The organism is Thiobacillus sp. 65-1402 (genome assembly GCF_001897685.1).
Lineage (GTDB): Bacteria > Pseudomonadota > Gammaproteobacteria > Burkholderiales > Thiobacillaceae > Thiobacillus.
This window is the reverse complement of sequence record NZ_MKUG01000103.1, coordinates 1-25,465: the sequence shown is the minus strand read 5'-3', so window position 1 is coordinate 25,465 and position 25,465 is coordinate 1. Positions and strand designations below refer to the sequence as shown.

Sequence of the window (25,465 nt, the reverse complement as noted above, 5' to 3'; positions counted from 1 at the left end):
CCGCTATGGCGCCGGCATGATCTATCTGAAACTCAGGCAAACCGGGCAGCGGGTCAATCACAAGCGCGTGGATCGTCTGTACGCCGAGGCGGGCCTGCAGGTGCGGCGTCGCCGGCGCAAGAAGGTGCCGGTGGCAGATCGGCAGCCGTTGGGGCGGCCTCTGTCCGCCAACCAGGTCTGGTCGATGGACTTCGTGTTCGACCGGACGGCCGAAGGGCGTGTCATCAAGTGCCTGACGGTGGTGGACGACGCCACGCACGAGTCGGTTGCCATCGTGCCCGAACGCGCCATCGGCGGCCACGCGCTGACGCGCATCCTCGACCGACTCGCCCTGGAGCGAGGCTTGCCGCAGGCGATCCGCACCGACAACGGCAAGGAGTTCTGCGGCCGGGCGATGCTGACCTGGGCACATGCGCGTGGCGTGAGGCTGTTTCTGATCCAGCCTGGCAAGCCCAACCAGAACGCCTACATCGAATCGTTCAACGGTCGCTTGCGGGACGAGTGCCTGAACGAGCACTGGTTCGTCAGCCTGGCGCATGCCAGGACGGTGATCGAGGCGTGGCGGCGCGAATACAACGAGGAGCGACCTAAGAAATCGCTGGGTGGGCTGACGCCTTCGGCCTACGCCAGGCAACTGGCCGGCAAATCGGCTACATTAACCCCCGGACTCTAAAGCCGAGTGCTACTGAAAACCGGGGGGACGTCGGCCACAATCCAGGTTCAGCAAGCCGTCGCACCTGGTTCCAAACGAATCCGGCCTCGTGCTGCTTTACGGTGCCGACCCCAGTATGACAAAGGGCTTCGTGAATCTCATTGCCCGTGTTGATTTGATGCAAACAGTCATCGTCCGCATACTCAGTATCGGTTGAGACAACCACGTAGCGCAGCGGGAAATCCGCGATCAACTCCTCGACACCGCCTTCGCCCAGCCATACCAGGACCGTTGGAGCATTTCCCCCAATGGCCTCGACTGTCTGCATGGATTGAAGCCGTGCAAGCGCTTTGCCGGCAGGCTCGAACTCATCGAAGGCTTCCATCGGCGTCTCGTAACCGGCCTCTTCCGCACGCTTGATGGCGACGTCGTAGTGCTCGCCAAGGTCATACGACGATCTGGACAAACTAACCTCCGTCTCGAAAAAATCGGACGAACCACCCGCATCGCGGCCGAGCACATAGGTTTTCACATTCATCATTTCCATTTGCATCTCCTAGAAAAAATCCGGAGACAGCCCCTGACGGGGATGCCCCGACAGGGTTAAGAAAATTCGATCTACCGCTTTGCTACTGGCCTTCGACTTCTTCCACCAATTTTGTCACCCACTCAGGAAGGTGATCTGCAAGCACTGTGGAAGAAGTCCGGATGACATCTGCAATGCTTCCGTTTTCCATCGTGACTTTCATGCTGTCGCTACCATCCGTGTCGGCATCGAGCACTAGGTAGCGCATGGGATGGTCCGATGCCATCCATTGCACGACTCCGCCTTCAAGCCACGCCACAACCGTTGGCATCACTTCCGATCCAGCGGTGCCATTGCTTGAACTGGTTGAAGCGGAGAGGTGCGGCATTGCCACATGCGCTTCCTCAAGTGCAGACTGAAAGAGTGCCTCGCGAACAGATGCTGAGTTGCTGCATTCATGCGCGGCGATCAGGTGCTCGCACGCACGCCTGGCGGCCGCATCACGCTCAATAATCTTGACGCACACCTCAGGCTCGGGCCATTCCTGATATTCGCCAACAACCTTGAATTCCAGAACGGCACCAGAATCTCCGGTTTCCTCATAGTCGTCGTACAGCAAGGGCATTTCGGGCGTGTTGTCCCAAATCGTGCAATCAGTGAAAGCCTGATCGGCAATCGAAATCGCGGATTCCTCGTTCTTGGCCTGGATGCCCACACGCACCAAATGCACGTAAGGCAATTCGTACTCAACGAGAAATTTCTTCATGGCCGCCTGCTGCTCGGCGGATAGGTCAGCGCAAGTCTCAACATCACCACGCATGTTGCTCTCCTAAAAAAACGCGGAGGCAGCCGTCCCCTTGCGGGGTGGATGCACCCCGCTGGGTTGATGAATTGAATCCCGGCCTCCATGCCCTTGTGGGGACATCGAGGCGTTCCGGTCTCAGGGACTGACCGGACTCATAAGGCGATGCCTGACGCGCATCGTTCGGGCTGTAACTGACAGCCAGCAGTGAAACACTTCAAAGGCCCAGAGCCTTTTTCCAACACGCCGGCACCAGCCCGCGTGTTCGAGAAAGGCCCCCGGAGGGGCAAGGGGAAAACTATTCCGGCTCTGGCGGTGCTTCACCGAAAAGTTCGGATGCGAAGCTCTCCAGGGTTTCCCAGTTGGTACCAATACTCGCGTCATGATTCTTGTCGATCAAGCGTAAAACCTGAATGGCCTGCTCTTCTGCCAGATCGGGGCGAACTTCCAATACATCTTCGACCGTCCAGACAATCACAATCTGCGTTGCCGGGTCATACCGATCTGCCGCCTGGAGACGTTCTTCAGAATCAACCAATGTCTGGAGTTCAGTAATGGTCTCCCAGGCGGAGTGCTCATGCTCTGGATCATATTCCGGCATGATGGCTTCAAGGTCAGCCAGTGCGCAGCGCAACGCGGTAGCAATCGAAGGCTCAGCCATGGCTCTCTCCTTCAACAATCTCGAAGCTGCCAGGGCCATTGCCTTCATCATCCGCAAGGATGAACAAACGCCTGACTTCGCCATCCTTGCATTTGATGGCTAGTCCGAAAAACTCGTCGCCGAACTCATCCCCGTTAGTACGAACGGCATCCTCTATGACCCCGCCAACCAAAGGTTTGAGTTGGTCAAGATAGAACTGCGTGTGCTTGTTTGCATCCATTTCCTTCTCCTTTTCAATCAAAAAAAGGAGGGGAATCCCCCGGAGGGGATTGCACCCCCCGGGTAGCCGCATTGAGCGGAATTCACTTGAAACTACATTTTTGCTGCCACCAGCCAGCGATAAACACCCATCAGGCTTGTGAGCGTGAAGCCGATTTGCATTACAACCAGTCCATGCGCGCCAACCTTGATTCCATACGCAATCCAGGCACCGTTGGACAGCAGGAACAGCAGCCAGCCGAAGCGGCTTGCTCTCACATTGAGCGAGAGCAATGCAGCGCCAGTCAGACCAAGAAATGCCCCGGCCCATTCAAATGCCCACAGGGGAATATCAGATATAGGGTTCATGCAGCTTTCAGGACAGCATTGCCAAGCACTGCACTGACCTCCTCAGATAGTGATTCTTCTGCCCATTCTCTGCCGACATAGCCCCATACCGCAGACTCGTCGATCCGTTTCAGGCGATCACCCTCGGTCGAAAATACATCGACCGCCACCCCGTAACAGTCACCCGCCAGCCAGGCGTTGTACGACCCGAGTGCCTGACGCGCAAATTCGACTGCCCTGGAACGCGCCGCATCAATGCCTTCATTGGTCTTGATCGAGTCCAGCTCTTCACGAAGGCATTGATCGGGCACCCAAACACCGGCACCCCGAGCCGTATCAAACAGACATTGCGGTCCAGAGCCTGTCACCGACCAAACCTGGCCACCATGCTCATAACAATCGAGCATGACGGTGTAGGGATCGCCCACTTGCCCTGACAGTCTGGCTAATTGCCAAGCCTCATCAAGCAGGCTCTCCCAAGTGACTTGCTCACGCACCTTTTCAGTAAGCCAGGTTTCCCGGTGGTAAGAAAGCTGGCCTGTGAAGTCCCCGGCGAAATACTCAATCGCCTGATCGCGGCTCATTCCATTGTTATTGGCGCACTCAAGGATGAACGCAACCAGATCGACCTGGAACCTGGTACTGACCAACGCCTTCAAGGCAGACTCCGCCTCGCGCTCGACCACTCGCAGGGATAGATCGCGTTGCCAGTCCGAGTCCAGGCCAAGTACGTCTTGCATCTTGGCGTGCTGGCCAGAGTGACGGTGCGAAGAATAGATATGACCCATTCCGTCACAGTCGTCTAAGGGATTTTCCACATCATGATCGTCAACAAGATAGCCAACTGCGACCAGGCCACCTTGCTTTTCGATCTTGTGTTCCACGTAGTTCATGACGCAGGAAGGCTCGAAGCTCAACTCGGCGGTCAATCCATCCACGTCAATCTCGGATACCTTGCGGGTACGGAAATTCATAGCGCTGCTCTCCTAAATAATAACGCGGAGGCAGCCGAACCCAGCGCGGGGTGGTTGCACCCCGCTGGGTTGAAATAACAAATTGAATCCCGGCTTCCGTAGAAGCGTTCCGGTCTCAGGGACTGACCGGACTCATAAGGCGATGCATGACGCGCATCGGTCGGGCTGTAACTGACAGCCAGCAGAGAAACGCTGCAGCAGCAATTGCTTAAAGAATTACGTCCTGCGTCCAGGTACCATCCTGCAGTGCCTGTTGAGCAGCGGCATGCGTCTGAAAATACTCAACGCTCTCTTTTGAAACAGGGTCACCCCCATCGGCCGTGCCGATATAGAAGCCCGAATTACTTTGAAGCACTTGAAGCGGCAGCTCCAATTTGCACCACCGTCTTGCCAGTTGACCGTACACACCTTTCTCCTTCGATGAAGGGACATACTCCCCAAGAGGGAGTGAAAACGCCCCGCTGGGTTGATGAATTGAATCCCGGTCTCCATGTCCTTGTGAGGACATCGAGACGTACCGGCCTCAGGGACTGACCGGACTCATAAGGCGATGCGTGACGCGCATCGGTCGGGCTGTTACTGACAGCCAGCAGTGAAACACTTCAAAGGCCCAGAGCCTTTCTCCAGCACGCCGGCATAAGCCCGCGCGTTCGAGAAAAGCCCCCATCTGGGGGCTTTAAATAAAAATCAGGGCAGGGGCCGATCAATCGGCATCCATTGCTGGATACCCCGGGTTCCGCCCCATTCCATTTCACTTTCAACGAAGCGGTCTACGTCAGGGTGATACTCGCAGAATCGTCCTTCGATCATCCGCCCGAACGACATCGTTCCTGACGCAGAGATCACGACCACCGGCTGTTGTTCACCCGGAAGTGCATCCTGCGTTTTTACCCAGCTGAATTGAACAGGCAGGCACACGACACCATAGGCCTCAGTACCGGGAACAGGTTTTTTCGTACCAGTATCGATCCTGGCCATTCCGATGAACAGGAAGCCCATTGCAAGTCGGCCATTTTTCATTTGCCTATCAATTGCAGCCTCGAAGTCCTCCCTCTCAAGGTGGCACTGTTCGCCAAACTCCGCCTGGAAGGCTTCTGCTGCATCCACATACTCAACGTCTGTCGTCGCCAGGATAATCCCATAACCATCTGGATCCTTGATGCCAAGCTGGCGAGCGGCTTCTGTGACGGTAATGCCAAGGCCAAATAACATATTGCTCTCCTTAATAAAAAGTTAGGGGAGCACTTTCCCGGTAGGGAGTCGTGACTCCCCATGGGGTGGTTGATGAAACAAAATCCCGGCCTCTTGCGAGGCGTTCCGGCTTCAGGGACTGACCGGACTCAAGCTTTCAAGAAACTCGCTTCATGGCACTACATCCCATGAAATACGCAACGATCAGCCAATTCGGCCAGTGACTCCCACTCATCAAATGAACGGCACTCATCCAGGAATTCCTTGATGAGCGCCAACGCAATCGAGCGGTTCCCACTGTCCAGGGGCAGGAGGTCATTGAATTTCAACCCACCTTCACCGTGCAACGCCTTGATGAGCCTGGCCAACGCTCTTCCACCGCCCGTATCCCCCAAACTTCGCAGAATCTGCTCTGCCTGAAGGAACACATCGTTGGCGATTTCCTCAGCCTGTTGGGCACGGAAGTCGTCAACTGTGATGGTAAGAACCTCAGCCTGAGGAGGCATGCTCGATTTCATGTTCACTCTTCTTTCCTGGACCATCCTTGGGACTTGGCATCGAACACGTAACCCATCTCCTTCAGCCGGTCACGCTGGCTGCGGAAGACCGCTCGATCCACAGTGGGGTCAAGTTTCACGTCCTTGCTAACCCAGACAAGATCGGCAAGATCGGCCCCAAACAATTCCAGCAACTCCTGGAAAACCGGGTCCTGGTTTTCATGCTCCTGAACCAGCGCAGCTGGAACAGGAATATCGGATTGACCGGCTTGATTCGCTGCCGCTGTGGGCTCTGTGGCGATTGGATCGGGTTCGGTCGGCACGTCCTCAATCTTGCCCTCATCAACCGTGTCCAGGAATATTTCCATTACCTTCGCACGGATGTCGGTGGTCGATTTCCCGCGCCAAATATACGAACTGAGGTAAAAGTTCTCGACGAGAAACTCACCCTCGTATCGGCCTTCCGAAAACTGATCGAGGATGGGCTCCTTGACCTTGAATTCTCCGATCGGGGTGGTCAGGTCGCCGACGCAGAACTTGCCGTTGGCACCTTTGATTTCCTTGATTACAAGCGTTCCATTGATGCGAATAGACATAATGCTCTCCTTAAGAAACAGAAAAAAAGGGAGCACTTTCCCCAAAGGGAGCGTGACTCCCCATGGGGTGGTTGAACTGCGATGGAATTCCAGGTCAGAAGACCCGCCGTTTTCAGGAACTGAACGGCTTTAATAATGAGCGATGCATAACGCGCATCGGTCGGGCTGATACTGACAGCCAGCAGTGAAACTTTGGCAAACGGCTTATCCAAGATGGCCAGTTATCCTGGATACCCCGCTCGCGGGGCAGGATGGGTTGGTCATGATTCAATGTGGTTGGTAATGAAACCCCTGCTCAACTCTTCCATATAGGAAGCGACGCACCGCACTGAGGGGCTCGGCGCGAATTTTTGGATGCGGCAAACCGCAAATGCCGTGACCGTTCTGGCCGTCACAACCCATGATCTAATCGATGCCCAGAAGGCTTGCCCGAAACCTGGTCTCGGGCAAGCCTTCTGGCGGGTGTAGGGAAGACGGGTTATCGGTCCGTCTCAGGGATGAGGCAAGCAGATGGGGATGCATCCGTCGCCAATGTAACCCCTGGGAAACCTGCGGAGGAATCCCAATCCGGTATGAGGGGCTGCCCGGACTAAAAGCCAGCGCTTAGGGCGCCAATCCTGCTGTACTCAGCAAACGAGAAACTGGGTTTACCGAAACGGGCATGGCCCGCTTGGGTAAACGCCCAGAGGCTGGGCGTTTCCTTCCATCAACCGAAACAGATTTTATCAGCCAGGATGGATTGGATGCGACGGAACCGGAGTACATCCCGTTCACGAAGCAAACCCCGACGACGCGCAATGCAGTGAAACCACCTCGCGTCCTCGATCGGCACTTCAGCCTTGGCCATCAATTGAAGGAAGTTTTGTGAGAGTTGGTGACTCATGGATGTCTCCTGGTTGGTTGCGGGGTTTTCACCGGAGGGTTGGCCCTCTGGTGAAAACCCCACGCAGGAGGTTTTCAGATTGACTCCATCAATTCGACAGAGTGCTCGCCATGGCGATGACTTGTGACACCATCACGCACAGACTCATGATGCGCAAATCGAACAGAACATTCAGAAAAGCTTCTTTCATCGTGGACTCCTGGTTTTCAAAATGAAAACTGGGGAGTCCACGATACCCGGCAGGGAGCGTGAAACTCCCCGGTCGGGTTTGTGAAGCTGGACGTTACTGGCCACCTGCTGCAGCCTCTTGCTGTTGCGATGAAACCGCAGGCAGGACAACCGGATTACCGTCCACCCAGGCATTGGTGATCTTGAGCAAACGGCCCTTGATCATCACTCCCGTATCACCCTTCTTGCGTGTGCCCACGTCTTTTTCGTAGACAAACACTTCAGGGTAGATGTCACCCAGCTTGAACTGGATCATTACTTTCCGTTTCTCATCACCATGCGGCTTGAGTACCTCGATCGCTTTGATCGCGTCCTGACCATAAACCCGCACATCGAATTTAGTAGACTCAGGTTTGATCGAGCCATCCTTGTTCCACTCACCACGGAGAGCGGAAATGGAGCAAGCGAGGAACGTTTCACCTTTGTTGGGCTTGACCATGCGAACACGGTTCAAGTAGCCAAGGCCGGTGACATGAAGATCGTAGAATTTGGATTCAGACATAATGCTCTCCTTAAATAATAAAAAAGGGGAGCACTTTCCCCAAAGGGAGCGTGGCTCCCCATGGGGTGGTTGAACTGCGATGGAATTCCAGATCCGAAGACCCGCCGTTTTCAGGAACTGAACGGCATTTATGCGCGCCTTGCGGCAAAAGGCGGCTCCTTACGGGAGGCCAATCGGGCTGCATGAGCCAACAAAACAGGCTTTAGGTTGCCAATTTTCAGATGGTGTGTCAATACTTGGCCGGGCGACTTAACAGGCTCGAAAGCCTGCACCCCTTCGGCAGCAAAAACCGCTGTTGGCGCAATAGACTCGAAGCCCCTTCAGACTGGCCTTGGGTGTCTGGACACCGGAATAGTCGACGCAAATGTGGCGGGTGAAGGCGGGTGCCATCGACGCGCCTCGGTAATCAAGAAGCTTCGGCTAGCAGACTCTCGTAGGGGATATTCAATCCGTCATGTAGTTGCTTGACCATGCGCAGGCTCAGGGGCCGCTTGCGGTTGAGCACTTCGGAGACCCGGCCGCTCGATCCGATGAAACGCTCGAGGTCGCGCGCGGTCAGACCCTGCTGCTCCATCCGGAACTTGATGGCCTCGACGGGGTCGGCCGGGCCGAAGTCATAGTGCTTGTTCTCATAGGCCTCGACGAGCGTCACGAGCACGTCCCGCTCGTCCGCCTCCGGGGTCTGCTCCTCGGCCTGGAAGATGGATTCGAGCCGGCGGAACACCGCCTTCAGGTCGTCGTCGTTTCGGATCGGTTTAATAGTCATTTACATTCTCCACATCGATGCGGTCGTACTGGGCATGTGTACCGACGAACTTTACCCAGACGATGCCCGCCCGGTACTGCATTTCGACCACCAGGCGGTACTTGTTGCCGCCCACGTTGAACACCACGCGGTTGTTGCCGCAGATGCTGGCACTGGCGTACTGGTCCTTGACATCCTGTGGTGATTTCCAGGTCGCCTTGACTGCCTCGTCGTACCAACTGTGAAGCGGGCCACGCGCATCACCGCAGCCGGGCCTGCCCCAAAAGTTCTTTAGACTGCTCTTTGCGATGACCCTCATTAACACCAATATCTCCCATTTTGGGAGACACGTCAACCGCCTGCACGTAGTCTGTGCAAGCATCATGTTTCAGAGGTTGTTTGAGGGAGCATTAGCTCAACCGTCACTACGGGCCAGGTGCTGACGATCACGGTTCGCTGAAATTACCAAAACGAGCGGCAGCAGCGCCACAGATTGCGGACCTTGAAAATATCGCCATCAATGAGCGCTCCTCGGCCTTATGTAGCGCTCCACATAAGGCCGATTATGTAGACTGCACGATTATGTGGAATTGAGTCTGCGGATACGCGCTAACTGCAGATGGGCCGCGGCTGACGCGTATTTTGCGCTCCACATAATCACAGCGTCTTCAGGAAATCGAGTAAAGAGTCAGGCGCACGGTAGCGTTGAATCTTCACGTCGGGTTCGTGAAGTTTGGCCAAGGCCCTCTCCTTCATGGTCAGGTCGGCCTCGACGTAATGATGCGTGGTGACCGGACTCTCATGGCCAAGCCATAGGGCGATGACGCTGATATCAACACCGGCCTGCAACAGATGCATTGCGGTGGTGTGGCGAATCGTATGTGGCGAGACGCGCTGTTTCGTCAGGCGGGGATATTGCGTTGCAGCCGTTCGTGCCGCCAGCATCAGCCGCTTGGTCACGTTCGAGCGCGTCATCGCATTCCCGTTGCGATTTGGCAGCAACGCTGACGCCGCATCGAATTGCGAATTCAGCCTCAACCAGGCACGCACGGCCTTCACTGTCGAACGCCACAACGGTACGCTACGCTGCTTGCGGCCCTTACCGTGCAGGTGGACACAGGCAGCATTGTCGTCGAGGACCACATCGCTGACCTTCACCCCGATGATCTCCGACACACGCGCCCCGGTGTTGTACATCAGCAGGAACAGAACGTGATCCCGCTGGCTCAGCCAGGAATCATCCGGCGCGCCGATCACCGCCAGCATCTCCTCGCGTGACAGATAGCCGAACAACGGGCGCTCGAAGCGCTTGACCGGAACACCCAATGCACGTTCGATCACCTGTAGCGATGCCACATCCCGGTGGGCAGCAAACTTCAGGAACGACCGCAGCGCCGCCAGGCGCGCATTGCGACTGCGCACGGAATTGTGCCGCTGGCGTTCCAGATGGTCGAGGAAGGCCATGATGAGTTCCGGCGTAACGTCGGCCAAGGCCATTGTGGCCGGCGACTTGCCCAGGCGCGATTCGGCAAAGGCGAGGAAGAGCACGAAGCCATCGCGATAGGCGGCGATGGTCTGCGCGCTGAGCGCCCGCTGCTGGGTCAGATACTCGGCGAAGTAGGCTTGCACGAGTGCGGCGAATGAGGGGGGTGCCTTGGGTTGCTTACTCATCGCCACCTCCCATGAGATCGGCGAAGCGCTCGAACTTGCCACCGGCCAGGGCCATCAACTCAGGAACGGCGGTGAGATACCAGTAGGTGTAGAAGATCTCGGCGTGGCCCATGTAGGTCGACAGTGCCAGCATCATCTGGTCGATGTCGGTGCCATCGGCATGCCAGAGCATCATGCGCCGGACGGCAAAGGTGTGGCGCAGATCATGCAGCCGTGGCGCCGCATGTGCGCCGCGATTCACCCAGCCCAGGCTGTCACGCAGCATGTTGAAGACACGGTGGGCCTGCCGATTCCCGAGCGGCTGCCCCAGTCGCCGGCCACGACTGCTGATGAGGAATGGCATGTCGGTGCTTGTGGCAACATGCCGCGCACGCTGTCGCCGGTAGTGTGCCAACGCGACGACCGTGCTCGGATGGATAGGCAACTGCCGTGACTTGGCGAACTTGGTCTGCCGAATGGTCAGCATCCCGTGCTTGAGATCGGCATCGGCATCGCGCAGGTGAATGGCCTCCGAGACCCGCAGGCCGGCCGAGGCCATCAAACCAAACAAGGTCTCGAAGGTGGCAGGCCGCAGACTGCCGGGCGGCCCGAGCTTGCGGGCTGCCGCCAGCAGTTCGACAATTTCCTCTTCATGGAAGATGTGCGGGGCGACACGTCCCGACTCAGGGCCGAAGACCAATTCTTCCGGCACTTCGGTATCCGGTTCGAACTGCTTCAGGTAGCGTGCGAAATGGCGAACCTTCGCCAGACGGGCGGCCCAGGTGGATGGCGTTGCGCGATGCCTTTTGTCCTGCCGTGCCCAATTCACCATGAGATCAGCCGTCAGCGGCCCACGGTGATGCCGGTCGGCAACATAACGGGCGAAGCTAGCCAGCAGCGTATCCCGCGAGCGCAACGCGAATCCGAGGCGTCGCCGTTCGGCAAGATAGTCGTCGATCCTTGCCTGCAGGCTGATGCGCGCACTCATGATGCACTCCCGGGCCACGGCAGCGCGACGGCCGACAGCTTCAGCGTGTCGAGCTTGGCGTAGATCAGGGTGGTGTTCAACGAGCTGTGGCGCAGCAGGTCGGCTACTTCCTTGAGCGAACTGCCGTTCTCGACAAGGCGACAGGCAAAGGCGTGGCGTAATGCATGTGAGCGTGTATGCGTCAGGCCGATGCGCCGATACGCCCACCGGATCACGCCCCGGACAGCGGCGGCAGTCATCGGTCGATCATGATCGCCGAGGTGCAGAACGAAGACCGAAGGGCTGACGCTACGCGGCCGCTCGTTCTGAAGGTAGTCGGCCAGTGCCTGCCCGGTTTCCATCGGCAAGGGCAGGATGTCCTGCCGAAGCGACTTCGTGCCTCTCAGTGTCACCGTGCCGGTGCGCCAGTCGATGTCGCCGATCTTGAGATTGGCGACTTCACATGACCGCAGCCCCATGTCCAGGGCACAACGAACGATGGCATAGCCGCGCTTCGGCCAGCGGCACTCTGCCGTGAACGAATTCAGCAAGCGCTCGATCTCGTCTGGCTTGAGTGCGCGGGGCAATGAAGCCAGCTTCCAGTGGACCGGATTCAGGATGACGGCGGTCAGCTTGCCTGTCTGATCGCCGCAGGTGGTCCGATAGCGTAGGTAGCTCCGCAGTGCCGCCGTCAGCCGCGATGCATTGGAAGCCGTTCTGTGCGCATCCAACTGGCTGGCAAGGAATTGGCGAACGTCATCAGGCCGCAACCGCGATATATCGATACCGCGTCCTTTGAACTTCTGCTGCAGTAGCCGGCCCGCAACAAGACACCTGTCTTTGCGCGTGGTTGCCACCAACCCTCGTACATCGCGCAGATGTTCGTCGTAACGACGCAGTTCGTCAGTGATGTACGCCGGGAATGATGCGGATTTCCGAGCCTTCGGCGTGGCCCGATGCAAAGCGGTGGCTGTCATAACGATCTCCTGAAGTGGGATTACCACTTCAGACGACCGCTGAAATTATGTCGAGCGTGTCGCTACATCAATCGCTGCAAAACCAAGCCAGGCAAGGCATCTGAAAAATAGCCCTTCGGTAGTCCACATAATCGTGCAGTCTACATAATCGGCCAAAGGCGACACCGGCCTTTCGATTTACCGCGTCCGCTGTGCTCTCAGGACCGGTCCTTGGCTCTGTTTTCCAGACCGAACGGCAGCTTTCGTTAGTTGGGATGGCCGAAGGTTCGTTACGGTCCATCTTGAGAGCGGATGAGGATGGACCCATCAGGCTCAGAGCGACCGTGACGAATGAAACTCTCGGCTTTTGCTTCAATAGCACCGCGATTAGCCCGAAAGCAGTCCAGAGGTGCAACATCGTTCCCATCGAAGTTGTCCTGTAGCGCCTCCCATGAGATCGCGCAGTGAACACGCTTGCCATTGTCGTCGGCAGGGAAGGCAACAACGCCCCTATTTGCGTCCCATGCTTCGACGGAGGGAAAAGCAATCGTCATTTCACGGCCTCCATTACTGCACAAGTTTGGGTTATTCACACCAGACTTCGCATTTGTCCTTGGTGCGAAGGTTTAGCAGGGTTGCGGTAGCACAGGCACCGAGTGCACTCCCATCCAAGAAGATTACGCGGTCGCCTTCTTCCATGTTAAAGCAGTACGTCTTGGCCTCAAATTTCTCACCATTGATGATGAAGAGTTCGTCATTGTGTGAGACTTCAATTTCGTACGTGGGCCTTGAAGTTCCACCGGAGCTTCCGCCGCGCTGTCGTTCAATGGCCTTGTGAACCGCCAAAGCCTCTTGCAGTTCTTCGTGGCTGAGTTGCTCGATCTTCTTGCGGCCAGCCATGATCTCCTGGTAGTTGCGTATGCCTCGCTGAAGGTCGGCGGTAGCAGGAACTGTGAAGGACGCCAGGACTACGACTGCAATGACCTGAAGTAATGTGCGTACGGTCATTGGGGCGACCTGTTTGGCAGCAATGCACCTTTAATGCGATGCATCGCGTGCAGTCCACTGGAGCGCCGCTTCGATGCGGCGACGGTATGCAGTATCAATTTGCCTCGGTGCAAAACGAACATAGCGTTCGGCAACCTCGCGTTTGGCGCCTGTGAGTGTGCTGAGGTACTGCACAACCTCTTCGGCGGAAGGTGTTGATTCGTCGGTGCCATTGAACTTTGGCGGTAGATTTGTCCAGACGACGTGGGTTACGCCGTGAGCAACAGCCCACTCGGCAAGTCCGGGAATTAGCGCGGGAGGTGGCTGACCAGTTGACCAAGCGCCGATATGTCTTTCTTCGTTCTTTTCCGGAATTCCCTCGCGCTTGCGAAGATCCATCTTCGCGGAGGCTAGGTCCGTAGCATCCATCACCGCCCACAAGGAGCGGACTGGGTTTTCGGTGTGGGCCAGAACAAGCGTAATTCGTCCATCTTGTGACAGCCTCGTAAACTCAACATGAATGAACGGGCCGTCATCGAACCAGCGTTGCTGAATTGGGAGTTCTCTCGGGTCCCAGACGAGGGAGCCCCAACCAAGGCAGGCGATAGTAGTCAATGCGTTTCCTTTGGTGCCAAACAGTTATTCAAGAGACCCATGGGTGCGGATATTAAGACGGCTGTCATGGCGATCTATCGTGCTGATTCTTAGCGATCCTTTCAATGACCTTTCCCTATATGCGTTATAAAAAAGGGACTGGGGGCAGAAGGATTATGCCCCAGTTTTGGCTGGTCAACGGAGCACCTGAACTTATGGCCGTGCGCTGCTGAATGCCCGCTTCGGCTTGCTGAAGGGTCGTAAGGAAAATTGGCAGTGACGGGCTGCTCTAGCCGAGAGTACGCGTCCATTATGTCTCCCTGAAAAGCGCCTTCCGCGACTCGGCAACACAATCAGACTCCCCTCAACCACGAAGGAGTCTGCATGGAAGCCAATCAATCTCGGGAACCTTGGAACAAAGGCAAGCTGGTCGGCCAAAAACCACCACTCAAGCCCAAGGACATCTGGGCCATCCGAATTCACCTCCAAAACGAACATCACGTTCGCGACCTGGCCATGTTCAACCTGGCGATCGACAGCAAGTTGCGTGGCTGCGATCTGGTGAATCTGCACGTTCGGGACGTGACGCACGGCAACCAGATATTGCCCCGGGCGATGGTTGTGCAGCGAAAGACCCACCGCCCGGTGCAGTTCGAACTGACCGAGCCGACCAGGTCTGCTGTATTGGCCTGGATCGAGTTGGCGAAGTTAAGACCGGAGCACTATCTGTTCCCTAGTCGGCAGGCGAAATCGCCTCATGTTTCTACCCGCCAGTACGCGCGCATTGTGCATCAGTGGGTTGCCGCCATCGGACTCGATTCGACGGTCTATGGCACGCATACCATGCGACGGACCAAGGCGACACTGATCTACAAGCGAACCAAGAACCTAAGGGCCGTCCAACTGTTGCTTGGTCATACCAAGCTGGAAAGCACCGTTCGATACCTTGGAATCGAGGTGGATGACGCACTGGAGATCTCGGAGCAGACCGAGATCTAGCGGTGGGAACGCCGGCCGCACGCTAGACACCTTGAAGGGCTTCGTACGGCCGCTTTCAGTGGTTCAGTCACGTCGACAGCAATCCGGCAATCCAACCCATTCGCAAAATAGTTATTGACACTGGTTGTGTCGTTATCTACAGTCGCTATAAGCACAAACGCTGTTTGATACGACCGCCATGAACGAAGAAGTGCGCCATTCCATCGATGACCTATGCCGGCTCACGGGATTAACCCGTCGTACGGTGCGCTTCTACGTCCAGAAAGGTCTATTGGATCGGCCAGAGGGCGAAAAGCGTGGCGCCTGGTACACCCCCCATCACGTCGAGCAGTTATTGCTGATTCGCAAATGGACGGGGGCCGGACTGAGTCTGGAAGCCATCGGAGAACTTCTGGCGGGCAAGAACAGCAATTTGCCGCCCGTGAAGCCGCTCCTGCCCGGCACGGTGGAGGTTCGAAGCCACCTCGTGGTGGCTGATGGCATTGAGGTGGTGGTCAGCCCCGAACGGGCACACATGAGTCCTGAGGCCCTGCGGGAATTCTTGCGCCGGGTTGGGGAGATGTACCGAGTGATACAAGAGGAGAACAACGATGGGCAATGAACTCGCGATCTTGAAGACCCTGGCCGGAGAAAAAATGCCCCTGTTGGGTGTGACGGCCCGGGGTGTTATTTCAGGCGAGCTGTTTGAGCTGGAAGTGGAACAGCGCTACCGCAATGAAGAAGACAAGAACATCGAAGCGATCTACACGTTCCCTCTTGCCGCTCGCGCCGTTCTGCTGGATATCGAGTTCGAACTCGGCGGGAAAAAACTCTCCGGCATCGCAGTGGAGAAGAAAGAGGCCGAGAAGGAATACGAAAAGGCCATCGAGGATGGCAACACTGCAATCCTGCTGGAGAAATCCAGCGAGGACCTATACACCGTAAACCTTGGCAATCTCATGGCCGGTGAGGAAGCCGTGGTTCGATACCGCTATGCTGAACCCCTGGTCCGTGAGCAGGGACAACTAAGGCTGGTCATCCCAACTGCCATCGCGCCGCGTTACGGAAACCCGGAGTCCGCTGGCTTGAAGCCCCACCAGATTCCAGGTGTCGACATTGGCGCGAACTATCCATTCACCCTTACTATCGATGTGCTGGGCGAACTGGCGAAGGGCGATATGGCTTCGCCTTCCCATAACTTGACCATGGCAGCCATCGAACATGGCATCCGCCTCAATCTAAAGAAGGGCTGGCTCGATCGAGACTTCATTCTCGTGATGGATGGAGCCGGCTATTCAAACATTTCCTGTGTACGGGACGATGAACAATGGGTCGCCATGGCCACCTTTTGCCCCGCTATTCCAGATGTCTACACCGATCGCCCACTGTCCTTGCGTTTGGTAATTGACTGCTCCGGTTCAATGGAAGGAGACAGCATCACCCAGGCACGGCAGGCGGCAATTAAGGTAATCGAGACCCTGAAGGCCGATGACGAATTTGACGTCACCCTTTTTGGATCAAATTATCGTTTGCTCTTTGGGCACATGAAGCCCTCCGACGACTTCCATAAAGGTCGAGCAACCCAAGAACTGATAGGGCTCGAGGCAGACATGGGGGGGACCGAGATGGAGGGCGCGTTGAGTGCGACTACATCTCGCCCTTCTGAGCGGGATGGTGGAGACGTCCTCCTGATTACGGACGGCGAAATTTGGCAGATAGAATCGCTGATCGTTATGGCGCAGAAAAGCCATCTCAGATACTTCATCGTAGGAGTGGGTAGCAGCCCGTCCCATGCCACCCTACGTACGCTGGCTGAAGATACCAAGGGCGCGTACGAAGCAGTGTCCCCCAACGAGGATATCGAATCCGTTGTACTACGGCAGTTCGCCCGCATGCGACAGCCTTGCGCGATGCGTCTGCAAGTGGTCTGGCCTGTTCCCCCTCTTTGGACGACTCTGTTACCCAAGGCAATATTTCACGATGGAACGTTTCATATTTATGCGGCATTCAGTCAGCCACTTGCGGGCAATATAAAGCTTGCCTACTCACTGGATGCGGGGCGCCGTGTTCAAGAGGTAGTACAGGTTTTACCTTGGGAAGGAAAACCGGCGAGCCTGACGCGTATTGCAATTGCAAAGCGGATACAGGAAATGGGGCGCCCCATGCGAATGACAAATGAACAACTTGCAAAACTGGCAGTGCAGTACAACCTGGCGACCGAATACACCCATTACCTGATCGTGCACGAACGGGCCGATGGGGAAAAAGCTGTCGACTTGCCAGAAATCAGGCAAGTGAAACAGATGCTGGCGGCAGGTTGGGGGGGGAGTGGCGTCGTGCGCACGCAACCATGCATGGCAGTACTTCATGCTGAGGATATGTCACTGGATTTTTGTGATCACGAAGGTGGCGACTTGCCTAATGTGATGACATCGCGCCGTGCACGTACCACTCGACCCATGGGGCAATTGGGCGCACCAACGCCCAGAAAGAAGCGTGGCAGCAAGAAAATGGCCATAACGCACGGCTCTCCCCACTTGATCGCCTTGCTGAATAATTTGATGGAAATTGTTAACCAAGAGTTGATTCGTCCGGACGATTTCCCGAATATCGTCAGAAAAATCGAGAAGATGCCGGAGTTGAACCAACTGCATGACTTCATCCGCGACATTGATAAGCAAGGCATGCACACCGATGAGGTATGGGTGGCATTTATCAGTTGGGCGACTCAACAGGTTGGCTCAGAATGCCAGCTGACCCGTCATGCAGCCAGGTCGATTCACTCTCTGTCTGGGGCTATTGCACCTGATCGCCTTGCGGGATTGATGGTGAAGTTCAATGGCATTACGCTGGTATAAATTCCATACTGTAGGAAGATGAAAAACGGAATATCCTCAAACCGTAGGGAAACAAAAGCACATTATGAATCCCATTTACACAGTTGCATTCCTGACACCCGCTCTTGCTCCTTTGATACACCAAGGAGTTTCCACTTGGTTTGAGAATCCACAATTGGCTCCACCCGGTTTATTCAAAATGGGCGTGATTGGGCAACTGTATAAGCTGCTCATTGTGTTCATTTCTCTAGCCGCATGGTTTTCATTATTAGGTTTGTTATTCACTGGGACTTTCTCGTTATTGTTTGCGATCGGCACGTTTATTTTTGGATTCATTGTCGGCGTGCTATTTCTTTCACTGCATAGAAATGTCGGATTTTTCAATCTTCTAATTGAAAATCTAATCACGCCTGGAGTTCTCGCTGCGAGTCTATTCACGGCCCACTGGTCTGCATGGGTAATCTTTAGTGCCGTACCGTGAGTTTCCACGCTTCATAGGCATTACCGGATATGGCTGATACGTTCTTCGAAACCTACGAACAAGCAGCATCCTATGCAAAGCAGTGCGCTCAAAAATCAGGGCAGCCTATAAAGCTTGAACGAAGAAATGAAGAGTGGGTTGTCTATGCCCCACCGTTTTCGCAGCAACCCGATAGTGATAGTAAACCGCTGCCAAATCCGCCGCCTTGGTTTAATGATTCTTTTGGGCAGGAGTCCTCCACACAGACTACAAGTGTCTCTGGCGGTAAAAATGTGCATTATGAGCTGTCCGCAATTGCACCGCAAAAAGCAAAAAGGAAGAAAAATATCTTGGGGCTTTCCGCTGCCGCCGCGAAACGTACTTCGTCAAAAAAAGGTAAAAGAATTTTTGATCCACGCTCAATATTCATTACAGAGGATATTGAGCCGAAGGAAATAAGTGGCGGCTTGCCATCACTTGGTAAGCGCAAATGAAAAGGCCATCACACCAAAGGTCGGTACTGCTAAGGCTGCCTTAACTTAAAATGCAACGGATTGCCTTCAGCGTGACTAACTGGCAAGCGACCGCTCAGGAGCCGTGAGCGGCCACACCGGTCTGACTGGGCGGTAGTCGGCTATGGCCGAGGACGCGACGGTCGTCAACCAAGCCATGGCAGGCAGGTCATTGGCCAGAGCGGTCAGCCAATATTCCCCGTAGCGGACATTTCAGTCAGCCTTTCAGTGCTTGAAATCAGTCCACCGCCTGCGTGATGACTTTTTCATCCCAGACCGATTCATTCTCGATTACCTCGATGAACCTAACTGCTGAAAAGCCTTCTGGATAGAGCGTCAATTGTTGTCGCGCATCATTCGCTTTCTCTGACTCGATATCTGGGTGTCGTCCGGAAATAATCCCATCTGGATCGTTCAGCAGATGTCGATCGTCACGAAGTGCGATCAACACTTCTTCCAGCGAAACCTTGAGAAAGCCACTGAATCGTTGGTGGTCGTGCTCGATCGACGTATCGACGATCCAGCCATGCATAGTCAGTGGGGCGGCTAAGTTATCTATGCCAAGCGACGAAGCAAGTCCCACTTCTTCAGACAATGCCCGCCGCACGGCGGAAACCTTTCTGCTTACCTGCTGCCCCGCCTTCCTAAGTGTTGTTGTCGCGTGAAGCCACGCATCGCGTTTCGAACGCCTGAGGAACGTTGATTTGACCTCCATAACGAGGACGATGCCGTCACGGGCGCAGATCAGATCGACCTCACCGGCTTTTGGGTGGTTTTCCATTGGCGGGTGCCAGTTTAATACGACCTTAAAGCCGCGTACCTCGAAGAGCCTACCAAGACGCTCCTCGATTCGTCTCGTCTCGCCACCGGCCTCGCCGCGCCGCGCACCCAGGCGCCGGAGATTGTTAATCGCTGCCGTGCTGTTGTTCTGCAAGCCAACAAGCCAAGGTAGCTGAACGAGTAGTTGCCCAAGTTTCAAGATTGGGCGCTCGATCAATTCCGGGTGCAATCCAGATTCCCCCTTGCTCAACCGCTCGGATAGCGCCACCCAATCGCTTGTCCAGAAATCAAGAATGACAGCCGCGATGAGGGGATTGCCCTGTGGGGAATTCGCGTTGACGGTCCAGCCAACGATATTGGCGATCTTGGCCTCACGATCCGACCAGGTCAGGGGAAAGCGATTTTGGTTGCCGTTCACCAGGCCGTCCAAAGCCAGACGGCCAAGTGCCGCCACCCAATGGCCCGACTCCTTCAGATTCTGGGCAAAGGTTTGCAGAAAGTCACGCTGAAAAAACGCCGACATCAACTCCAGCGACAGTAACGCCTGAAACAGGTTGACTCGTGCCCCAGAGTCCGTGATCACCATCTCATCCACCCCGTACACCTCCGTCAACCGAAGCTGCGTGCGCATTGCTTGGATGTAGGCCAAACGATTGGCTTCGTGGTTCTCCGGGCGCCCAATCAGCTGCGTTGCCATGGCGGAGCTAACGAACTCGTCCATCGCACGGTAGAACCAATAGCCGTGAAGGCGCGCAAGCCTGAGACCATTGCGTCGCCAGGCTGCACGGGCGGTGGGGTCTACCTCTTCGATTTCCAGACGTTCTTCACGTCGCACGAACTGGATGCCATCGTCGTAGCTGAACGCATCAGCCGATTGAGTGATGAAGCTATTCAGTTCGATTTGCGCATCAACGAGTGTCCCGAACGCTGCTAGCAGGTCGTGCCTGGGGACCTGTGTTGATGGCGATGGGAACAAGAACGGTGACAGATGCTTCGCGAGCGATGGACCAATATCGGCTTCCTTCAGGTTGACGGAGGCCTCGGATGTCTTGAGCTTCCATATGAGCAGATCATTGATCGCATCCCACGCCTCCTGCATCCAGGAATCCGCACCCTCAGCCAAGGTTGGTATATCTAACCGACGAGGAACGAGGTGCTCGAAGGCATACAGGCTGGCGTAGATCAGCAGATCGACGGGTGAAAGCTCTGTCAGGGAGGCCTTCCATTTGTTCACAGCCGCTATTCGCTCTCTGTGCGCTTGGTCGAAAATATCCAGTACCCGACACAATTCAGCGATCTCAGGCGTCGATCCAGCTATCTGATCAAGCTCGGCGCGTCGCGGGGAATGCGGCAAGAGGACAAGGCCGGAATGGCGGACCGCGCGTGACACCGCGTCAGGGGCCAACAATGCGATGCGTCCCAACAACTTCACATTCGCCACCCGCTCTTGGCGCAGGTAACGCGTCAGAGCAAGTGTCAGGATGTCCGACCTCCACAATTCCGCAGGCACGTCGTTCACAAACCCGCTCGACCAGAAAGCCGCATCACGCTCGGGCTGAGTGATTTTCTTTTTCCCGCGGTTGCTCGGTTTTCCATCGAGATATGCCTCGACAACGACCTCCACGGCGGCTTTCGCTGACTCACCAGATTCGATTAAGCCCCCATACAGCCTGTCATAAAAGTTTGGCTGTGTAGGTTCTTCTAAGGACCGATTCATGCGGGAGATGTCCAGAATTCTATGTTTTTATTGATGACTGTTCCTGGCCGGCCTGTCTCGATGGATGGTCACCGGAGTTCGAACGAAGATGCTGAGTTTAATCAGAATACTGACAGACTACGACCGGCCGTTATGGCCGATCATAGAAAGTGCGCTCCGATTTAACGTCTGGTACTTACTGTCCTACACCGACCGCCGAGTAACGCATTCCCCCCCACTCAGCCAGTGACGGCGATGACCGACTAGAGACGGCGCAACCGCTTTACACGAGATGATGTCTCGTCAGTTGATGCACCGCAAAGATGAATTCCATCGATCATGGAGTGTGGCCTTGGTGGTCACGATGCAGCGCCAGATTTTTTATCCTGCAAGAATTTGGAATTCAGTCGCCATGACAATGGGCCGCACGTGGCGATTCTCCCGGCGCATTTCCACTATCCCATAGTGGGACATGGTTTTTAGAGTGCGCGAAAGGTTTCCGGGTTTGCGACCAGTGATAACGGCCAGACCGCTGATGGATTCAGGCTGCAAATCACGGATCGTCTTAAGCAGGGCGCGATTGTCGTCGCTCAGGACTTCAGCCAAGGATTTCATCGAGGTGAACCAGATTTTGGGTTCGCTGGGTTTGGGTTTGTACTCGCCCTTGGCGATGGCCAGCATGCGTTCGCGGATTTTCTCTTGGGTCATGATCCCGAAGGTGATTTTTTTCATTGCTTTGATTCCTTTAATACAAGATCCACTTCGGCACGTCGACCTCACTTCAGTCGACAGTATCAAAGAGAAATTGACCACGCTTTCGCAGGTTCTCGATGTCTTTCGCAAGATCCGCCTCGGCAAGCTCGCGAACATGAACCCATACCTCACGCATCTCGATGTGCTCAGCAAAAATCACGTCATCACTCTCATGAGCAAGGCTCAATTCTTCATGGTGTTCATAGAGCACACCACGCATCCACCCTTCCTGAGAAAAAACCTCAACCAGGCCATGCACGGAATGCATGGCCATGCTGCCAACCGGGCACTGAAACCCTGCAAGGTCCACCACATTACTCATATCCCGCTCCATGACAATTCATCCACATTTTCTGTGGATAAGACTTTAGCATTTCACCCAAAATCTCAGTCCGATCAAGCATCCTTGCCGCGCGATTATTTTTTCATCAATCGGTAACGATCAATGCAAACCATTCTGAAAGCGTGCCAGCCATTCAAAGGCCGTGGCCATGCCACTTAGCCACCCCGCCCCTGGCGCGCGCGGCCCAAAATCATGCACCGCCCTATCCCATGAACTCGCCACGGTATCGAGCGTACCGATTTCGTCGATCAACCCGATCTCCCTGGCTTGCACCCCATCCCAGACTTCACCGGTGGTGTAATCCACCCCGCTCTGCAGTTTCGTCCCCCTGGCAGCCTGAACCTCTGCCTTGAATCTTTCGCCCATCTTCTGAACCATTTCCTGCGCCTTGCGATCGGCTTCTGGCGTCATGGGCATATAGGGATTGAGCATGGATTTCAGATTGCCGGAGGCATACACCCGCTGGCTGATCTGGAGCGTCTCAAGCGCCTTGTGGAAGTCCCAACCTGTCAGAACCGCGCCTACGGATCCGACAAGCGAATAATTCGCAGCGTAGATTTTGTCGGTATGCAGTGCCACCATGTAGGCGGCCGATGCACCGACGTTGTTGATCACCGCAACAACCGGTTTGGGATGCTTCTTTCTGAAAACCTTGATCGACTGGTAAATTCGCTCCGCTTCAACCGGAGCGCCTCCTGGGCTGTCGATACTCAGAACCACTGCTTTGACGTTCTTCGCCTCGAAGGCCTTCCGGAGCAAGGGAACCACTTTCTCCGCCGAGGCCGTGGCGCCGGCGGAAATCTCCCCATCGATGTGAATCACCGCCGTGATCTCGTTGTTGGGGATCATCTTCCATCCCATCTGCTTCGCGTAGCCGAAGAGATACAAGGCAAAGAACACCACGCCGGCCGCGACCATCATTCCGCGCTTGATCAGTCGCCAGCGCCGTTCTGAGCGGCGCTCGCGAAGCACATCCCTCACCAGCTCGTCGCTCACTGCGTGGCGGATTTCACTCTCTGTCATGTGCAATTCGGGCTCCATCGTTGAGTTTTAATTGGGGTGAATCCTTCGTCGTGCGTCAGCACTCGAACAATCTGGTAGTCGTCGCTCATGTGTGTCATTTCACGCAGCTCATGAAGATCGCACCAGGTGCCGTCCGGCCATTCGGCAACCAGCCACACCGGCTCGGCGCATGGAATTTCAATCCGTGTGGTGTGCATCACTCGCATCCGGCTATTTCTCTGGCCATGCGAAGAATCTGCACGCCGGAAAGCGATTGCATCCCACGAATGCCTTACCGGAATCTTTCATGGTTTTGCTGACGAGCAGGCCCGTCTTGCAGTCCGGACAGGCTGCACCTGCCCTGGCGGTACGCATGGGTGTTCCTCGCGCCACGGCCGCCTCGGGTCGCTGAACCTTGCCTGCCACCTCGTCAGTCCGCACGCCTGGTTTCCCATCGTCATCCGGCTGGGTGTGCTTGCATGCCGGGTAGCCTGTGCATCCCCAGAATGGCCCCTTGGGGCCTTTTACCAGGCGCAAGGGCTTCTGGCATCTGGGGCATGGATAGGAAGGCCCTGCCTGCGATTTTGGAAGCGGCGCCTGTCTGGCGGCGCCGGGCTTGCCATCGACATCTGGAAGCGTCGACTTGCACCCTTCCTGGTACGCCGTACAACCCCAGAAGAAGCCATTCTGGCCATCAATTCTGCTCATTGGCTTGCCGCAAGCAGGGCACGCCACGACCGAACTACCCTTGGCCGGCAAATCACGAGTCTTACCAGACAAGATCTGCCGCGTGCCCTTCTGACTCTTGATGCCGCCAATCACCTGCACCAGCCACTCGCCAAGACTGAGTTCAAACTGCGACAACTCGATCTCGCCCTTCTCAATCTGGCTCAGTCGATCTTCCCACTGAGCAGTCAAGACAGGATCTGCAATTTCCGGCGAAACCTCCTCGATCAGTCCAATAAGCGCGACAGCTTTCTCGGTCGGCAGCAGCTCCTTCTTTTTGGCGACGATGTAGTCCCGCTTGAACAACCCCTCGATAATGGCCGAACGCGTTGCATCCGTTCCGATGCCCGCTTTCTCCTTGTTCTTCATCACCGCCTTCCAGCGCGGATCCTCGATCTCCTTGTCGATCGACTCCATCGCAGCCAACAGCGTGCCCTCGGTATAACGCTTGGGCGGTGAGGTCTTTCTGTCCTGCACCTCGCAACGCAGGTTGCGAGCATCCTCGCCGACACGTACCTTCGGGAGCGTTACCGCCTCCTCCTGGTCATCGTCCTTGTCCGTGGGTGCTTTCGTCGCCTCGGGCAGGGTCTGCCGCCAGCCGGGGACCAGCGGCGTCTTGCCGCTCACCCTGAATTTCTCTGCCTCGCAGATCACTTCGATCACCGTCTTGCTGTACTGGTAATCCCCCAGGAATTGCGCCAGATACCGTCGACAAACCATGTCAAAGACTGTCCGCTCGGTCGGCGTCATGGCCGACACATCGATGTTCGGGTTTCGCGTCGGAATGATCGCGTGGTGGGCAGTGATCTGTTTGTCGTTGAAGGCCCTGCCCCGGGAACGCTCATCGGCACCATTGAGCGCCGACTCGGCAACCGTGGTCAGTGTTGCCAGCTCGGGCTTCGCTCCGGCGATAGCCTGCAGCGTCTCTTTCGATTCGGCCAGCATCGAGCGCGGCAGGTATTCGCAATCCGTTCGTGGATACGATGTCGCCTTGTGTTTCTCGTAAAGTGCCTGCGCAGCATCGAGTACGGCCTGCGCCTTCATACCGAAGCGCGCCGAGGCCTCCCGCTGAAGCGATCCCAGGCTGAACAGCAACGGCGCGACTTCGCGTTCCTGTGTCGTCTCGACAAGGCTCACCTTCCCGGCCTGCCCTGCGACCTGCTTGACCACCGCTTCTGCACTTCCGCGGTCGACGAGATGCCCCTCATCGTCGAGCAGCACCGCTCGCGCAACCCAGGCCATCGGTACGGATGCTCCGTTCATCAGAAAGGTCGCATTGACCCCGAAGTGCGACTTTGGAACGAACGCGGCGATGGCCCGTTCGCGCCGCACCACCAAAGCCAGCACAGGCGTCTGCACACGACCACAATGCAAGGTTCCGTCTTTGCCGCCGGCACCGAACGCCTTGGTCAAGGCCATGG

General features: G+C 56.0%; 32 protein-coding genes. 7 read left to right on the top strand and 25 right to left on the bottom strand.

Going from position 1 to position 25,465, the window contains the following annotated elements:
• On the top strand, positions 1 to 673 hold a 673-nt coding region (locus BGO62_RS08880), incomplete at its 5' end, for an IS3 family transposase (protein ID WP_296641472.1).
• Here BGO62_RS08880 and BGO62_RS08875 read toward each other — a convergent pair.
• The 10 genes from BGO62_RS08875 to BGO62_RS08830 all read right to left on the bottom strand — a co-directional run bounded on the left by BGO62_RS08875 (position 651) and on the right by BGO62_RS08830 (position 6,445).
• Positions 651 to 1,199, bottom strand: coding sequence for a hypothetical protein (locus BGO62_RS08875; protein ID WP_296641471.1), 549 nt, complete (start codon positions 1,197 to 1,199; stop codon positions 651 to 653). The two genes, BGO62_RS08880 and BGO62_RS08875, sit on opposite strands and share 23 nt — an antisense overlap.
• Positions 1,200 to 1,281: 82 nt before the next feature.
• Complete coding sequence (locus BGO62_RS08870; protein ID WP_296641470.1) at positions 1,282 to 1,944, bottom strand: hypothetical protein; 663 nt, start codon at positions 1,942 to 1,944, stop codon at positions 1,282 to 1,284.
• A gap of 334 nt (positions 1,945 to 2,278) precedes the next feature.
• Positions 2,279 to 2,641, bottom strand: a complete 363-nt coding sequence (locus tag BGO62_RS08865) for a hypothetical protein (RefSeq protein ID WP_296641469.1) — start codon at positions 2,639 to 2,641, stop codon at positions 2,279 to 2,281.
• Positions 2,634 to 2,861, bottom strand: a complete 228-nt coding sequence (locus BGO62_RS08860; protein ID WP_296641468.1) for a hypothetical protein — start codon at positions 2,859 to 2,861, stop codon at positions 2,634 to 2,636. Before BGO62_RS08860 ends, BGO62_RS08865 begins: the two co-directional genes overlap by 8 nt.
• A 92-nt stretch (positions 2,862 to 2,953) precedes the next feature.
• Positions 2,954 to 3,208 (bottom strand): hypothetical protein, encoded by a 255-nt coding sequence (locus BGO62_RS08855; RefSeq protein WP_026177614.1) that lies wholly within the window; start codon positions 3,206 to 3,208, stop codon positions 2,954 to 2,956.
• Positions 3,205 to 4,161 carry a hypothetical protein gene (locus BGO62_RS08850; protein ID WP_296641465.1) on the bottom strand — a complete coding sequence of 319 codons (957 nt, stop codon included), beginning with the start codon at positions 4,159 to 4,161 and terminating at the stop codon, positions 3,205 to 3,207. Before BGO62_RS08850 ends, BGO62_RS08855 begins: the two co-directional genes overlap by 4 nt.
• Positions 4,162 to 4,369: 208 nt before the next feature.
• Positions 4,370 to 4,567, bottom strand: a complete 198-nt coding sequence (locus BGO62_RS08845) for a hypothetical protein (protein ID WP_296641463.1) — start codon at positions 4,565 to 4,567, stop codon at positions 4,370 to 4,372.
• A 281-nt stretch (positions 4,568 to 4,848) separates the two neighbouring features.
• Positions 4,849 to 5,373 carry a hypothetical protein gene (locus tag BGO62_RS08840; protein WP_296641462.1) on the bottom strand — a complete coding sequence of 175 codons (525 nt, stop codon included), beginning with the start codon at positions 5,371 to 5,373 and terminating at the stop codon, positions 4,849 to 4,851.
• Positions 5,374 to 5,531: 158 nt separating this feature from the next.
• Positions 5,532 to 5,870, bottom strand: coding sequence for a hypothetical protein (locus BGO62_RS08835; protein ID WP_296641461.1), 339 nt, complete (start codon positions 5,868 to 5,870; stop codon positions 5,532 to 5,534).
• Between the two features lie 2 nt (positions 5,871 to 5,872).
• Complete coding sequence (locus BGO62_RS08830; RefSeq protein ID WP_296641458.1) at positions 5,873 to 6,445, bottom strand: DUF3275 family protein; 573 nt, start codon at positions 6,443 to 6,445, stop codon at positions 5,873 to 5,875.
• A gap of 661 nt (positions 6,446 to 7,106) precedes the next feature.
• Between BGO62_RS08830 and BGO62_RS08825 the strand changes: the two genes are divergently transcribed.
• Positions 7,107 to 7,313, top strand: a complete 207-nt coding sequence (locus BGO62_RS08825) for a hypothetical protein (RefSeq protein WP_296641456.1) — start codon at positions 7,107 to 7,109, stop codon at positions 7,311 to 7,313.
• Positions 7,314 to 7,611: 298 nt separating this feature from the next.
• On the opposite strand, the gene BGO62_RS08820 is transcribed toward BGO62_RS08825, so the two are convergent.
• From BGO62_RS08820 to BGO62_RS08780, 9 genes are all read right to left on the bottom strand, one after another.
• The gene (locus tag BGO62_RS08820) at positions 7,612 to 8,058 is read right to left on the bottom strand and encodes a DUF3577 domain-containing protein (RefSeq protein WP_296641453.1); all 447 of its coding nucleotides are present in this window, start codon (positions 8,056 to 8,058) and stop codon (positions 7,612 to 7,614) included.
• A 406-nt stretch (positions 8,059 to 8,464) separates the two neighbouring features.
• The gene (locus BGO62_RS08815) at positions 8,465 to 8,824 is read right to left on the bottom strand and encodes a transcriptional regulator (RefSeq protein ID WP_296641451.1); all 360 of its coding nucleotides are present in this window, start codon (positions 8,822 to 8,824) and stop codon (positions 8,465 to 8,467) included.
• The gene (locus BGO62_RS08810) at positions 8,814 to 9,122 is read right to left on the bottom strand and encodes a type II toxin-antitoxin system HigB family toxin (RefSeq protein ID WP_296641449.1); all 309 of its coding nucleotides are present in this window, start codon (positions 9,120 to 9,122) and stop codon (positions 8,814 to 8,816) included. Before BGO62_RS08810 ends, BGO62_RS08815 begins: the two co-directional genes overlap by 11 nt.
• Positions 9,123 to 9,460: 338 nt before the next feature.
• On the bottom strand, positions 9,461 to 10,474 hold the full coding sequence (locus tag BGO62_RS08805; protein WP_296641448.1) for a tyrosine-type recombinase/integrase: 1,014 nt from the start codon (positions 10,472 to 10,474) through the stop codon (positions 9,461 to 9,463).
• Positions 10,467 to 11,441, bottom strand: coding sequence for a tyrosine-type recombinase/integrase (locus tag BGO62_RS08800; protein WP_296641446.1), 975 nt, complete (start codon positions 11,439 to 11,441; stop codon positions 10,467 to 10,469). The genes BGO62_RS08805 and BGO62_RS08800 overlap by 8 nt, the downstream gene beginning before the upstream one ends.
• Complete coding sequence (locus BGO62_RS08795; protein ID WP_296641443.1) at positions 11,438 to 12,397, bottom strand: tyrosine-type recombinase/integrase; 960 nt, start codon at positions 12,395 to 12,397, stop codon at positions 11,438 to 11,440. The genes BGO62_RS08800 and BGO62_RS08795 overlap by 4 nt, the downstream gene beginning before the upstream one ends.
• Before the next feature lie 269 nt (positions 12,398 to 12,666).
• Positions 12,667 to 12,930, bottom strand: coding sequence for a DUF1488 domain-containing protein (locus BGO62_RS08790; protein ID WP_296641440.1), 264 nt, complete (start codon positions 12,928 to 12,930; stop codon positions 12,667 to 12,669).
• A gap of 31 nt (positions 12,931 to 12,961) precedes the next feature.
• Entirely contained in the window at positions 12,962 to 13,384 is a 423-nt protein-coding gene (locus BGO62_RS08785) for a hypothetical protein (protein WP_296641438.1), read from the bottom strand.
• A gap of 30 nt (positions 13,385 to 13,414) precedes the next feature.
• The gene (locus BGO62_RS08780) at positions 13,415 to 13,978 is read right to left on the bottom strand and encodes a hypothetical protein (protein WP_296641437.1); all 564 of its coding nucleotides are present in this window, start codon (positions 13,976 to 13,978) and stop codon (positions 13,415 to 13,417) included.
• A 363-nt stretch (positions 13,979 to 14,341) separates the two neighbouring features.
• On the opposite strand from BGO62_RS08780, the gene BGO62_RS08775 reads away from it, so the two are divergent.
• The 5 genes from BGO62_RS08775 to BGO62_RS08755 all read left to right on the top strand — a co-directional run bounded on the left by BGO62_RS08775 (position 14,342) and on the right by BGO62_RS08755 (position 18,726).
• Entirely contained in the window at positions 14,342 to 14,956 is a 615-nt protein-coding gene (locus BGO62_RS08775) for a tyrosine-type recombinase/integrase (protein ID WP_296641434.1), read from the top strand.
• A 178-nt stretch (positions 14,957 to 15,134) separates the two neighbouring features.
• Positions 15,135 to 15,557 carry a MerR family transcriptional regulator gene (locus tag BGO62_RS08770; protein ID WP_296641432.1) on the top strand — a complete coding sequence of 141 codons (423 nt, stop codon included), beginning with the start codon at positions 15,135 to 15,137 and terminating at the stop codon, positions 15,555 to 15,557.
• On the top strand, positions 15,547 to 17,793 hold the full coding sequence (locus tag BGO62_RS08765; RefSeq protein ID WP_296641430.1) for a VIT and VWA domain-containing protein: 2,247 nt from the start codon (positions 15,547 to 15,549) through the stop codon (positions 17,791 to 17,793). The genes BGO62_RS08770 and BGO62_RS08765 overlap by 11 nt, the downstream gene beginning before the upstream one ends.
• Before the next feature lie 64 nt (positions 17,794 to 17,857).
• A complete protein-coding gene (locus BGO62_RS08760) occupies positions 17,858 to 18,253 on the top strand; it encodes a hypothetical protein (protein ID WP_296641428.1) in 396 nt (131 codons plus the stop codon).
• A 29-nt stretch (positions 18,254 to 18,282) separates the two neighbouring features.
• Entirely contained in the window at positions 18,283 to 18,726 is a 444-nt protein-coding gene (locus BGO62_RS08755) for a hypothetical protein (RefSeq protein WP_296641427.1), read from the top strand.
• A 256-nt stretch (positions 18,727 to 18,982) separates the two neighbouring features.
• Here the strand turns inward: BGO62_RS08755 and BGO62_RS08750 are convergent, their stop codons facing one another.
• From BGO62_RS08750 to BGO62_RS08725, 6 genes are all read right to left on the bottom strand, one after another.
• Positions 18,983 to 21,148 carry a hypothetical protein gene (locus BGO62_RS08750; protein WP_296641425.1) on the bottom strand — a complete coding sequence of 722 codons (2,166 nt, stop codon included), beginning with the start codon at positions 21,146 to 21,148 and terminating at the stop codon, positions 18,983 to 18,985.
• A 453-nt stretch (positions 21,149 to 21,601) separates the two neighbouring features.
• The gene (locus BGO62_RS08745; protein ID WP_296641423.1) at positions 21,602 to 21,952 is read right to left on the bottom strand and encodes a transcriptional regulator; all 351 of its coding nucleotides are present in this window, start codon (positions 21,950 to 21,952) and stop codon (positions 21,602 to 21,604) included.
• A 49-nt stretch (positions 21,953 to 22,001) separates the two neighbouring features.
• Entirely contained in the window at positions 22,002 to 22,295 is a 294-nt protein-coding gene (locus tag BGO62_RS08740) for a hypothetical protein (protein ID WP_296641420.1), read from the bottom strand.
• A gap of 120 nt (positions 22,296 to 22,415) precedes the next feature.
• Positions 22,416 to 23,339: a S49 family peptidase gene (locus BGO62_RS08735; protein ID WP_296641418.1), complete on the bottom strand. Its 924-nt coding sequence runs from the start codon at positions 23,337 to 23,339 to the stop codon at positions 22,416 to 22,418.
• Positions 23,336 to 23,536 carry a hypothetical protein gene (locus BGO62_RS08730; RefSeq protein ID WP_296641416.1) on the bottom strand — a complete coding sequence of 67 codons (201 nt, stop codon included), beginning with the start codon at positions 23,534 to 23,536 and terminating at the stop codon, positions 23,336 to 23,338. The genes BGO62_RS08735 and BGO62_RS08730 overlap by 4 nt, the downstream gene beginning before the upstream one ends.
• Before the next feature lie 13 nt (positions 23,537 to 23,549).
• A partial coding sequence (locus tag BGO62_RS08725; RefSeq protein WP_296641413.1) for a DNA topoisomerase occupies positions 23,550 to 25,465 on the bottom strand: 1,916 nt, incomplete at its 5' end.